This window comes from Streptomyces sp. NPDC012825, from assembly GCF_042900925.1.
Lineage (GTDB): Bacteria > Actinomycetota > Actinomycetes > Streptomycetales > Streptomycetaceae > Streptomyces.
The window spans coordinates 44622-56912 of sequence record NZ_JBIBBZ010000020.1; the positions used below are offsets into that span (position 1 = coordinate 44622).

At 72.1% G+C, this 12291-nt stretch carries 10 protein-coding genes; 7 read left to right on the forward strand and 3 right to left on the reverse strand.

Going from position 1 to position 12291, the window contains the following annotated elements:
* Positions 1-15 precede the first annotated feature (15 nt).
* The gene (locus ACFY7E_RS28520; protein ID WP_383439009.1) at positions 16-624 is read right to left on the reverse strand and encodes a TetR/AcrR family transcriptional regulator; all 609 of its coding nucleotides are present in this window, start codon (positions 622-624) and stop codon (positions 16-18) included.
* Between the two features lie 150 nt (positions 625-774).
* Here ACFY7E_RS28520 and ACFY7E_RS28525 point away from each other — a divergent pair, with 150 nt between their 5' ends.
* On the forward strand, positions 775-2331 hold the full coding sequence (locus ACFY7E_RS28525; RefSeq protein WP_389489806.1) for an APC family permease: 1557 nt from the start codon (positions 775-777) through the stop codon (positions 2329-2331).
* On the forward strand, positions 2241-3818 hold the full coding sequence (locus tag ACFY7E_RS28530; protein WP_389489808.1) for an amidohydrolase: 1578 nt from the start codon (positions 2241-2243) through the stop codon (positions 3816-3818). Before ACFY7E_RS28525 ends, ACFY7E_RS28530 begins: the two co-directional genes overlap by 91 nt.
* Here ACFY7E_RS28530 and ACFY7E_RS28535 read toward each other — a convergent pair.
* Together ACFY7E_RS28535 and ACFY7E_RS28540 are read right to left on the reverse strand one after the other, a co-directional pair.
* Complete coding sequence (locus ACFY7E_RS28535; protein ID WP_389489810.1) at positions 3815-4732, reverse strand: phosphatase PAP2 family protein; 918 nt, start codon at positions 4730-4732, stop codon at positions 3815-3817. The two genes, ACFY7E_RS28530 and ACFY7E_RS28535, sit on opposite strands and share 4 nt — an antisense overlap.
* 68 nt (positions 4733-4800) lie before the next feature.
* Positions 4801-5841: a LacI family DNA-binding transcriptional regulator gene (locus tag ACFY7E_RS28540; protein ID WP_389489812.1), complete on the reverse strand. Its 1041-nt coding sequence runs from the start codon at positions 5839-5841 to the stop codon at positions 4801-4803.
* 356 nt (positions 5842-6197) lie between these two features.
* On the opposite strand from ACFY7E_RS28540, the gene ACFY7E_RS28545 reads away from it, so the two are divergent.
* Genes ACFY7E_RS28545 through ACFY7E_RS28565 form a run of 5 tightly spaced genes read left to right on the forward strand, consistent with a single transcriptional unit; the run spans position 6198 to position 12186 of the window.
* Entirely contained in the window at positions 6198-7475 is a 1278-nt protein-coding gene (locus tag ACFY7E_RS28545) for an extracellular solute-binding protein (RefSeq protein WP_389489814.1), read from the forward strand.
* 20 nt (positions 7476-7495) lie between these two features.
* The gene (locus ACFY7E_RS28550; protein ID WP_389489816.1) at positions 7496-8509 is read left to right on the forward strand and encodes a carbohydrate ABC transporter permease; all 1014 of its coding nucleotides are present in this window, start codon (positions 7496-7498) and stop codon (positions 8507-8509) included.
* Entirely contained in the window at positions 8503-9375 is an 873-nt protein-coding gene (locus tag ACFY7E_RS28555; RefSeq protein ID WP_383441136.1) for a sugar ABC transporter permease, read from the forward strand. Before ACFY7E_RS28550 ends, ACFY7E_RS28555 begins: the two co-directional genes overlap by 7 nt.
* A 46-nt stretch (positions 9376-9421) precedes the next feature.
* Positions 9422-11089 carry a glycoside hydrolase family 13 protein gene (locus ACFY7E_RS28560; protein ID WP_389489818.1) on the forward strand — a complete coding sequence of 556 codons (1668 nt, stop codon included), beginning with the start codon at positions 9422-9424 and terminating at the stop codon, positions 11087-11089.
* Positions 11077-12186, forward strand: a complete 1110-nt coding sequence (locus tag ACFY7E_RS28565; RefSeq protein WP_389489820.1) for a LacI family DNA-binding transcriptional regulator — start codon at positions 11077-11079, stop codon at positions 12184-12186. Before ACFY7E_RS28560 ends, ACFY7E_RS28565 begins: the two co-directional genes overlap by 13 nt.
* Positions 12187-12291 lie beyond the last annotated feature (105 nt).

Here is a 12291-nt window from a genome sequence, read left to right on the forward strand (position 1 = left end):
CGCCTCCGGCGGGGCTCACGCCTCGTCCAGCAGCCCCCGCACGTGCGCCAGGTACCCCGCCAGGGCCAGTTCGAAGGACCGGTCCGCGCTGCCCGCCCCCATCGCCCCCAGGGCGCGGGCCAGGCGGGGGGTGGCCGTCTCGTCGGCCAGTTCCCACATCGACTCGGGGGCGGCCATGTCGAGGGCCGAGCCGAGCACGAGGTTCTCCAGGGCGATGATCACCGGCATGACGTCCGGCAGGGCGAAACCCGCGTCGAGCAGGCGCCCGACGGCCCGTTCGTACTGGCCGAGGACCCGGGGCGCGCGCACCGGCGAGGTGGTGAGGAGCGGGATGGCGCGCGGATGGGCGGCGAACGCGGCCCGGTAGGAGCGGGCCCAGGCGGTGAGGGCCGCGTCCCACGGTTCCTGGTCGAGGACCCCGCCCTCGATGGCGGAGGCCACCCGCTCGCGCAGCAGCTCCACGATCCCCTCCCGCCCGTCGACGTGGTGGTAGACGGACGCCGTCTGCACTCCGAGCCGCTTCGCGACCTGCGGGACGCTGAACTCGCCCCGCTCGTCGACGATCTCCAGCGCCGTGGTGGCGATGCGCTCCCGGTCGAGGAGGGGTCTGCGCGGCCGGCCCATGGAGCCTCACTCTCTGTTCGGATCTTCGTCCAGGTCTTCGTTCGGGTCTTCCGGATCGTCGGGAGCGAGGCTACATTGCGCAAACCGAAAGGCTTTAGGTTTACGTCCGGCCGGACATCCCGACACATCTGCCACCGGAAGGCCCCCGCCATGTCCGCACCCGCCCCCGACGCGCCCCCGGGACTGAGGACCGGCACCCTCACCACCGCCGACATCTCGTTCTTCGTCGTCTCCGCCGCCGCCCCCCTCACCGTCATGGCCGGCGTCGCCCCCGTCGCCATCCTGCTCGGCGGCGTCGGCGCCCCCGTCGGCTACCTCCTGGCCGGCCTCACCCTCACCGTCTTCGCCGTCGGCTTCACCACCATGAGCCGCCACGTCCGCAGCGCCGGCGCCTTCTACGCGTACATCGCGCGCGGCCTCGGCACCCCGATCGGCATCGCCGCCGCCCTCGTCGCCATGCTCGGCTACAACGGCATGGAGATCGGCGTGTACGGGCTCCTCGGCTCCGCCACCTCGGACACCGCCGCCGCCACCCTCGGCCACGACGTCCCCTGGCTGCCCGTCTCCCTCGCCGGCCTCCTGCTGATCTGGTACGGCGGCCACCGCTCGATCGACTTCGGCGCCAAGGTCCTCGGCGTCCTCCTCGTCGCCGAGACCGGCATCCTCGTCCTCCTCGCCGGCGGCGTCCTGCTCGACGGCGGCGCCCACGGCCTCTCCCTCGGCGGCCTCGCCCCCGCCCACGTCCTCACCGGCGGCACCGCCGCCGTCCTGGCCTTCGCCTTCGCCGCCTTCACCGGCTTCGAGTCCACCGTCATCTACCGGCGCGAGGCCCGGGACCCCGCCCGCACCGTCCCCCGCGCCACCTACCTCGCGGTCGCCTTCCTCGGCCTCTTCTACGCCTTCGTCGTGTGGACCGTGATCCAGGCCTTCGGCGAGGACGAGGTCGTCCGGGCCGCCGCCACCGATCCCGGCGGCCTCTTCTTCGCCGCCATCACCACCTACGTCGGGCCCTGGGCCGCCGACCTGATGCACGTCCTCATCGTCACCAGCGTCCTGGCCTCCCTGCTCGCCTTCCACAACGCCATCAACCGCTACACCCTCGCCCTCGCCGAAGAGGGCGTCCTGCCGAAGGCCTTCGGCCGGATCCACCCCCGCCACCGCTCCCCGTACGTCGCCGGGGCCGCCCAGACCGCGCTCGGCGCACTCGTGGTCCTCGCCTTCGCGCTCGCCGGGGCCGACCCGTACCAGCAGCTCCTGCTCTGGGTGAACACCCCCGGGATGCTGGGCCTGATGGTGCTCCAGCTCCTCGCCGCGCTCGCCGTGCCGTTCTTCTTCCGCCGGATCCCGCACGACGAGGGCGTCCTGCGCACGGTCGTCGCCCCCGTCACCGCCTTCGTCCTGCTCGCCGGGGCTATCGCCCTCGTCGCCGGACACGTCGACCTCTTCACCGGAGCCTCCACCGCCGTCAACACGGTCCTGCTCTCCGTCACCCCCGCCGTCTTCCTCCTCGGGCTCCTCCTGGCGTACCGGCTCCGCCGCACCCGCCCCGAGGTCTACGCCCGCTTCGCCGCCGAGCCGTCCGAGCCGTCCGAACCGTCCGCACCTGGAGAGTCCCCGTGCCCGCACCCGACCTCGTCCTCGTCAACGCCCGCGTCCGCGACCCCCGGCCGACCGGCCACACCGCTGTCGCCGTCCGCGACGGACTGATCACCGCCCTCGGCACCGACGCCGAGGCCCGCGCCTGGGCCGGACCCGGCACCGAGACCGTCGACCTCGCCGGAGCCACCCTCACCCCCGGCCTCACCGACGCCCACAGCCACCCCGTCTGGGGCCTGGAGATGACCGCCGGAACCGACCTCTCGGCCGTCACCGACCTCGAAGGACTGCGGACCGCGCTCCGGGCCGCCGACCGCCGCGACGGCTGGGTGCTCGGCTTCGGCCTCGACCACAACGCCTTCGGCGGCCGGCCCGTCCACCACGACCTGATCGAGGACGCCCTCGGCGGCGCCCCCGCCCACCTGCGCCTCTACGACGGACACTCCGCCCTCGTCAGCGCCACCGCGCTCCATGCCGCCGGCATCGACGGGCCCCGCGCCTTCACCCAGCGCGCCGAGGTCGTGTGCGACGCCGACGGGCGCCCCACCGGGCACCTGGTCGAGCACGCCGCCATGGACCTGATGACCCCGGCCCTGCCCGTCCTGCCCTACGCCGAGCGCCGCGACCGGCTCGTCGCCCTGCTCACCGGCATGGCCGCCACCGGCCTCACCTCCGCCCACGTCATGGACCTCGGCGGCCACGACGTGCCCGGTCTGCTCGCCGCCCTGGAGGAGGACGGCGACCTGCCGCTGCGCCTGCGCCTCGCCCCCTGGTGCATGCCCGGCGCCACCACCGGGGAGCTCGACGCCCTCGTACGGCTCCAGGAGCGGGCCGGCCGGATGTGGCGGATCGGCGGGGTGAAGTTCTTCATGGACGGCACCGTCGAGGGCGGCACCGCATGGCTGGAGCACGCCGACTGCCACGGCCGGGGCACCGACGCCTTCTGGCCCGACCCGGCCGCGTACTCCGCCGCCGTGGCCCGCCTGCACCGCGCCGGGGTCGGCACCGCCACCCACGCCATCGGCGACGCGGCCGTCCGCCACGTCCTCGACACCGTCGAAGGACTCGGCACGGGCGGCCCCCGGCACCGGATCGAGCACATCGAGACCGTCCCCGACGACCAGCTCGGGCGCTTCGCCGCGCTCGGCGTCGTCGCCTCGATGCAACCCCCGCACACCGCGTACACCCGCGCCGACCGCACCGACGAGTGGTCCGTACGGCTGGGAGAGGAGCGGGCCGGGCGCGCCTGGCGCTGCCGCGACCTGCGGGACGCCGGGGCCCACCTCGCGCTCGGCTCCGACTGGCCCATCGCCCACCACGACGCCCGGCAGGTCCTCGCCACCGCCCGCGCCCCGCGCGGCGCGGCCTCGGCCCGGCACGGGCTCACGGGCCTGATGGCCCTGGAGGGGATGACCACGCACGCGGCGTTCGCGGCGGGGGAGGAGGCGGTCGCGGGCCGGATCGCCCCGGGCTACCGGGCCGACCTCACCGCCTTCGCCGTGGACCCGGTGGAGGCCCCGGCGGACGAGACGGCCGACGCCCCGGTCCGGCTCACCGTCGCCGGCGGCCGGATCACGTACCGGGGGGACACGCCCTAGCGCCGGGAGTCGACCGGCCGGTCCAGGTCGCCCTCGCGGTGCGCCGCCGGGAGCGGACCGCCGTGCGCGACCACGCCCACCGGCTCCACCGGCTCCACCGGCTCGACCAGCTTCGGCAGCCGGTGGGGCCGCGAGCCGTACCAGAAGTACGAGACGGCGAAGCCGAAGCCCAGGCAGATCATGCCGCCGACCGCGTCCAGCCAGAAGTGGTTCGCGGTGGCCACGATCACCACGAGGGTCGCCGTCGGGTAGAGCAGGCCCAGGATCCGCGCCCAGGGCGCCTTCGCGAGCAGGAAGATCGTGATCCCGCACCAGAGCGACCAGCCGATGTGCATCGACGGCATCGCCGCGTACTGGTTCGACACGTGCTTCAGGTTCCCCGAGGCCATCGAGCCCCAGGTGTGGTGGACCAGGACCGTGTCCACGAAGTCCTGGCCGTTCATGAGCCGGGGCGGCGCGAGCGGATACAGGTAGTAGCCGACCAGGGCCACGCCGGTGGTGGCGAACAGGACCGTGCGGAACGCCGCGTAACGGCCCGGCTGCCACCGGTACAGCCACACCAGCACACCGATGGTCACGACGAAGTGCAGCGTCGCGTAGTAGTAGTTCATCGTCACGATCAGCCACGTCACCGAGTTCACGGCGTGGTTGACGGTGTGCTCGAAGGCGAGCCCGAGGGACTCCTCGGCCCGCCAGATCCAGTCGGCGTTCCGCAGGGCCTGGGCCTTCTGCTCCGGCACCGCGTTGCGGACGAGCGAGTACGTCCAGTAGCTCACCGCGATGAGCAGGATCTCGAACCAGATCGTGGGGCGCCGGGGCACGCGGGTGCGCAGCCGCGACAGCCCGCCGTCGGCCACGATGGGTGACGACGGGGTCGTCCGGTTGTCCAAACTCTTCACGGTCGTTTCACCCATGGGGAGAGAGTCTGCCAGATGGCCGCCCCCGACCGATCATCCCAAGGTCGGGTCCCGCGCGCACCCGCTCAGCCCTGGGAAGGAGGCCTGACGGCGGACGGCGCGGAGGCGGTGGAACCCCGGACCACCAGCTCGGGCATGAAGACGAACTCGGAGTGCGGGGCCGGGGTGCCGCCCACCTCTTCGAGCAGCGCGCGGACCGCGGCCTGCCCCATCGCCTGCACCGGCTGCCGGATGGTGGTCAGCGGCGGATCGGTGAACGCTATGAGGGGGGAGTCGTCGAAGCCGACGACGGAGACGTCCCTCGGCACGTCGAGTCCCTGCTGCCGGGCCGCCCGGATCGCGCCGAGCGCCATCATGTCGCTCGCGCAGACGACCGCCGTGCAGCCCTCGGCGATCAGCGCGCCCGCCGCCGCCTGGCCGCCCTCCAGGGTGTAGAGGGAGTGCCGGATCAGCTCCTCGGACTCCTCGGGGGAGAGGCCGAGCCGCTCCTCCATGCCCTTCTGGAAGCCCTCTATCTTGCGCAGCACCGGCACGAACCGCTTCGGCCCGACGGCCAGCCCGATCCGGGTGTGCCCGAGCGCGGCCAGGTGCGTCACCGCGAGCCGCATCGCCGCCCGGTCGTCGGGCGACACGAAGGGCGCCCGCACCTTGGGCGAGAAGCCGTTGAGGAGGACGTACGGGACGCCCTTGCCGCGCAGCCGGTCGTAGCGGGACGTGTCGGCCGTGGTGTCGGCGTGCAGCCCGGAGACGAAGATGATGCCGGCGACACCGCGCTCCACCAGCATGTCGGTCAGCTCGTCCTCGGTGGACCCGCCGGGGGTCTGGGTGGCGAGGACCGGGGTGTACCCCTGCCGGGTCAGGGCCTGCCCGATGACCTGCGCCAGGGCGGGGAAGATCGGGTTGTCCAGCTCGGGGGTGATGAGGCCGACGAGCCCCGCGCTGCGCTGCCGCAGGCGCACGGGCCGCTCGTAGCCGAGCACGTCGAGCGCGGCGAGGACGGATTCGCGGGTGGCGGTGGCCACGCCGGGCTTTCCGTTGAGCACGCGGCTGACTGTGGCCTCACTGACCCCCGCCTGGGCTGCGATGTCGGAGAGCCGCGCGGTCATGGGAGTGGACTGTACCGGTCACGGGGCGTATTGCCCACCGCCCCGTGCGCCCCGCCCCCGGTGGCCGGGAGTCGTCGCTCTGCAAGGTCTTGCAGTCCTTGCGGGGAGCTCCGGGAGCGGGCCGGGGGCGCGCGAGGTGCGGAAGGGCGCACTCCCACCCCTGTCAAGCGACCCCTCGGCAACCTTAGGGACACGCGGATGTAACGATCGCCGGGTCTTGCAGAAAAATCCCGCAAGGTCTTTCGGCTCGTTTTCATCCCTGTTACGTTCCTGCCAACCCGGAGCGCCGCGAGGGAGCGGTCGCATGAGGAAGGTTCCAGCCCCTCGTCCCCCCGGGATCAGTTGAAGGAGTTCACATGCGGCGTGGCATAGCGGCCACCGCGCTGGTCGCCGCCCTGGGCGTGACCCTGGCGGCGTGCGGGAGCGACAGCGGTACCGACAACGGCGGATCGAAGGGCTCGGGCGAGCTCTCCGGCACCGTGACCTGGTGGGACACCTCCACGGTCGGCTCCGAGGACAAGGTCTTCAAGAAGGTCGCCGAGGACTTCACCAAGAAGCACCCCAAGGTCACCGTCAAGTACGTGAACGTGCCCTTCGGCGAGGCGCAGAACAAGTTCAAGAACGCCGCGCAGTCCGGCTCCGGCGCGCCCGACGTCATCCGCTCCGAGGTCGCCTGGACCCCCGAGTTCGCGGACCTCGGCTACCTGGCCCCGCTGGACGGCACCGCCGCGCTCAAGGGCGCCGACGACTTCCTCGACCAGGCCGCCGCCTCCACCAAGTACAACGGCAAGACCTACGCCGTCCCGCAGGTCATCGACTCCATGGGCGTCTTCTACAACAAGAAGATCTTCAAGGCGGCCGGCGTCGAGGTCCCCAAGACCATCGACGAGCTCAAGACCGTCTCCGCCAAGATCAAGCAGAAGACCGGCAAGACCGGCCTCTACCTGCGCGGCGACGACCCGTACTGGTTCCTCTCCTTCCTGTACGGCGAGGGCGGCGACCTGGTCGACGCCGAGAAGAAGACCGTCACCATCGACGGCGAGCCCGGCGTGAAGGCGCTCGAGGTCGTCAAGGACCTGGTCGACTCGAAGGCCGCGATCACCGACGCGACCAACGGCTGGGACAACATGCAGGCCGCTTTCAAGGACGGCAAGGTCGCCATGATGATCAACGGCCCGTGGGCCGTCGCCGACACCTACGCCGGCAAGGAGTTCGCCGACAAGGCCAACCTGGGCATCGCCCCGGTCCCGGCCGGCTCCGGCGGCCAGGGCGCCCCGCAGGGCGGCCACAACCTCGCCGTCTACGCGGGCTCCAAGAACCTGGACGCCTCCTACGCCTTCGCCGAGTACATGACCTCGGTCGAGACGCAGACCGCCGTCGCGAAGCAGCTCAGCCTCCTCCCGACCCGCGAGTCCGTCTACATCAAGCCCGACGTGGCGTCCAACGAGATGATCTCCTTCTTCAAGCCGGTCGTGCAGAAGTCCGTCGAGCGCCCGTGGATCCCCGAGGGCGGCAGCCTCTTCGAGCCCGTCAAGGTCGAGTACACCAAGGTCCTCACCGGGCAGACCACCCCCGAGGCCGGCGCCAAGGCGATCGGCGAGTCCTACCGCAAGCTCCTGAAGGACTGGAAGTAAGAAGGAAGGCAGGCCGGCTGATGGCCGTGGACACCACCGGCCAGTCGGTGGCGAAGGCCGCGGGCGACACCGTCGCCCGCGGCCGGAGCCGCGGAACTGGCAAGCGCCGGAGCACCCCCAAGCGCTCCTTCGCCACCCACTGGTACGCCTGGGCGATGGTCGCCCCGGTGGTCGCCGTGATCGGCGTGATCATCGGCTACCCGCTGGTGCGGGGCATCTACCTGTCGTTCACCGACGCGAACGAGCGGAACGTCGCCCGGTCCATCGGCGTCAACCAGATCCCCGCCACCTACGAGTTCGTCGGCGTGGACAACTACGTCGACGCGCTCACCGGGAGCCAGTTCCTCGACACCCTCGTCTGGACCGTCGTGTGGACGGTCGCCTGCGTGTCGATCACCTTCGCCCTCGGCCTCGGCCTCGCCAACCTGCTCAACCGCAGGATCGCCGGCCGCTCCGTCTACCGGATGCTGCTGATCCTGCCCTGGGCCGTCCCCGGCTTCGTCTCCGTCTTCGCCTGGCGCTTCCTCTTCGACGAGCGCCGCGGCCTGCTCAACGAGATCCTGGCCGGCGGCGGGATCTCCGCCGTGCCCTGGCTCAACGACCCGACGGTCGCGAAGCTCGCGGTCATCGCCGTCAACGTCTGGCTCGGCGTCCCCTTCATGATGGTCGCCCTCCTCGGCGGCCTCCAGTCCATCCCCGGCGAGCTGTACGAGGCCGCCGAGATGGACGGCGCGAACGCCTGGCAGCGGTTCCGGCACATCACCATGCCCGGCCTCAGCTCGGTCTCCACGACGGTGATCCTGCTCTCCACCATCTGGACCTTCAACATGTTCCCGGTGATCTTCCTGCTCACCCGGGGCGGGCCCGGCGAGGCCACCCAGATCCTCGTCACCCAGGCGTACAAGTTCTCCTTCGAGATCAGCCCGCGCGACTTCGCGCAGTCCTCCACGTGGGGCGTGCTGATCCTGGTCCTCCTGATGGCCTTCGCCGCGGTCTACCGGCGCGTCCTCCGCAAGCAGGGAGAAGTCTGGTGACCACCACGACCCCCACCCCCCAGGTCGCGAACGCCCCGCGCCGCGGCCGCCGTTCGCCGCTCGCCTCGGCCGGGCTGCACCTCACCCTGATCGTCACCTCGGTGATCGCCGTCTTCCCGGTCCTCTGGGTGCTGCTGACCTCGCTGAAGCCGGCCAAGTACGCCTCCACCACGGACTTCGTGAAGGAGACGACCCTCGAGAACTACACGAACCTCCTGAAGGACACCCCGTTCCTCACCTGGTTCGGCAACTCGCTGCTCGTCGCCGGCCTCACCACGCTCGTCGGCGTCTTCATCTCCGCCACCACCGGCTACGCCGTCAGCCGCTTCCGCTTCCCCGGCAAGCGCGGCCTGATGTGGACGCTGCTCATCACCCAGATGTTCCCGGTCGCCGTCCTGATCGTGCCGATCTACAACATCATGGCGTCGATGGGCCTGCTCAACCGGCCGGTCGGCCTGGTCATCACGTACCTGACCATCGCCGTCCCGTTCTGCGCCTGGATGATGAAGGGCTTCTTCGACACCATCCCGCGCGAGATCGACGAGTCCGGCTACGTCGACGGCCTCACCCCCTTCGGCACCTTCTGGCGGCTGATCCTGCCGCTCGCCAAGCCCGGCATCGCCGTCACCGCGTTCTACTCCTTCATCACCGCGTGGGGCGAGGTCGCCTACGCCTCCGCCTTCATGGTCGGCGACGAGAACCTCACCCTCGCGGGCGGACTCCAGAAGTTCGTCAACCAGTACGGCGCCCAGTGGGGTCCGATGTCCGCGGCCTCCGTGCTCATCGCCATCCCCGCGGCGCTGGTGTTCCTCTTCGCCCAGCGACACCTGGTCACCGGCATGTCCGCCGGTGCCGTCAAGGGCTGAGCCCGACCACCGCCCCCGCACGCCCCTCCTTACTCACAGGGAAGACATGACCCAGCATCTCGCCGCCCCGGCCGACGTCCCCACCACCGGAACGCACACGGGCTGGTGGAGAGACGCCGTGATCTACCAGGTCTACCCGCGCAGCTTCGCCGACGGCAACGGCGACGGCATGGGCGACCTGGAGGGCGTCCGCAGCCGGCTGCCGTACCTCAGGGACCTGGGCGTCGACGCCGTCTGGCTCTCGCCGTTCTACGCCTCCCCGCAGGCCGACGCCGGCTACGACGTCGCCGACTACCGGGCCATCGACCCGATGTTCGGCTCCCTGCTCGACGCCGACGCGGTGATCCGCGAGGCCCACGCCCTGGGCCTGCGGATCATCGTCGACCTCGTCCCCAACCACTCCTCCGACCAGCACGAGTGGTTCCAGCGGGCCCTGCGCGAGGGCCCCGGCTCCCCGCTGCGCGAGCGCTACCACTTCCGCCCCGGCAAGGGCGCGAACGGCGAACTGCCGCCCAACGACTGGGAGTCCATCTTCGGCGGCCCGGCCTGGACCCGCACCGCGAACCCGGACGGCACCCCCGGCGACTGGTACCTGCACCTCTTCGCCCCGGAGCAGCCCGACTTCAACTGGGAGCACCCGGCCGTCCGCGACGAGTTCCGCTCCATCCTGCGCTTCTGGCTCGACATGGGCGTCGACGGCTTCCGCGTCGACGTCGCCCACGGCCTGGTCAAGGCCGCCGGCCTGCCCGACATCGGCGCCCACGACCAGCTCAAGCTGCTCGGCAACGACGTCATGCCCTTCTTCGACCAGGACGGCGTCCACGAGATCTACCGCTCCTGGCGGAAGGTCCTCTCGGAGTACGACGGGGAGCGCATCCTCGTCGCCGAGGCCTGGACCCCCACCGTCGACCGCACCGCGAACTACGTGCGCCCCGACGAGATGCACCAGGCCTTCAACTTCCAGTACCTGGGCACCCACTGGGACGCCACCGAGCTGCGCACCGTCATCGACGCCTCGCTCGCCGCGATGCGCCCGGTCGGCGCCCCCGCCACCTGGGTGCTCTCCAACCACGACGTCACCCGGCACGCCACCCGCTTCGCCAACCCGGCGGGCCTCGGCACCCAGCTCCGCGAGGCCGGCGACCGCGAACTCGGCCTGCGCCGGGCCCGCGCCGCCACCCTCCTCATGCTGGCCCTGCCCGGCTCGGCCTACGTCTACCAGGGCGAGGAGCTCGGCCTGCCCGACGCCACCGACCTGCCCGACGAGGTCCGCCAGGACCCGTCCTTCTGGCGGGCCAGCGGCCAGGACGGCTTCCGCGACGGCTGCCGGGTCCCGATCCCGTGGACCGTCGAGGGCTCCTCGTACGGCTTCGGCGCCGGCGGCTCCTGGTTGCCGCAGCCCGCGACATGGGGCGCGCTGAGCGTCGAGGCGCAGACCGGCGACCCGGGCTCCACCCTGGAGCTGTACCGCAGCGCGCTCGCGGTGCGCCGGACGCAGCCCGGACTCGGCGCCGGCGAGGCCGTCGAGTGGCTGGAGGCCCCCGAGGGCGTCCTCGCCTTCCGGCGCGACGGCTTCGTCTGCACCGCCAACACCACCGGCCGGGCCCTCTCCGTCCCGCTGCCCGGCCGGTTCCTCCTCTCCAACGAGCCCGTCGCCCCCGGCGCGGACACGGTGGAGCTGCCCGCCGACACCACCGTCTGGTGGGCGGTGTGACGATCCCCCTGCCGCGGGGCGCCGGAACGGGCGCCCCGCGGCTCGCGGACATCGCGGCCCAGTCCGGCGTCAGCGAGGCCACCGTCAGCCGCGTCCTCAACGGCAAGGCGGGGGTGGCCGGCGCGACCCGGCACAAGGTGCTCGCCGCGCTCGACGTGCTCGGCTACGAGCGTCCCGTACGCCTCAAGCAGCGCAGCGCGGGCCTCGTCGGGCTCGTCGTGCCCGAGCTGACCAACCCGATCTTCCCGGCGTTCGCGCAGGTCGTCGAGCAGGTCCTCGCCGGGCACGGCTACACCCCGGTCCTGTGCACCCAGATGCCCGGCGGCGCCACCGAGGACGAGCTGGTCGAGCAGCTCGTGGAGCGCGGGGTGTCCGGCATCGTCTTCCTCTCCGGGCTCCACGCGGACGCCACCGCCGACCCGGCCCGCTACGCCCGGCTCGCCGCCCGGGGCGTGCCGTTCGTCCTCATCAACGGCTACAACGAGCACGTCGACGCCAACTTCGTCTCCCCGGACGACCGCGCCGCCGCGCGGATGGCCGTGCGGCACCTGGTCGAGCTGGGCCACGAACGCATCGGCCTCGCCATCGGCCCCACCCGCTACGTCCCCTCGCGTCGCAAGGCCGAGGGCTTCGCCGCCGAGCTGTACGAGCTCCTCGGCGTCGGGCGCGCGGACGCCGAACGGTTCGTCCGGCCCACGCTCTTCGGCGTCGAGGGCGGCCACGCCGCCGCCGACATCCTGCTCGGCGAGGGCTGCACCGGCATCGTCTGCGGCTCCGACCTGATGGCGCTCGGCGTGATCCGCGCGGTCCGCGCCCGGGGCCTCGACGTGCCCCGGGACGTCTCCGTCGTCGGCTTCGACGACTCGCCCCTGATCGCCTTCACCAGCCCGCCGCTCTCCACCGTCCGCCAGCCCGTACAGGCGATGGCCACGGCCGCCGTGGGCGCGCTCCTGGAGGAGATCGAGGGGAACCCGGTGCAGCGCACCGAGTTCGTGTTCCAGCCGGAGCTGGTGGTGCGCGGTTCCACGGCGCAGCCGCCGGCGCGGGCCGCCTCGGACGGGCCCCCGGCCGCCGAAGGACCGCAAGTCCTTTCGTAACAACTTGCGTTGCGGCGTCCGGAGGGTTGACCGGGCGTCGGGCCACTCGTACGGTCACGGCTGAAAACAGTTGCTGAAGTTTTCGGCAACTTCTTGCGACAGTGA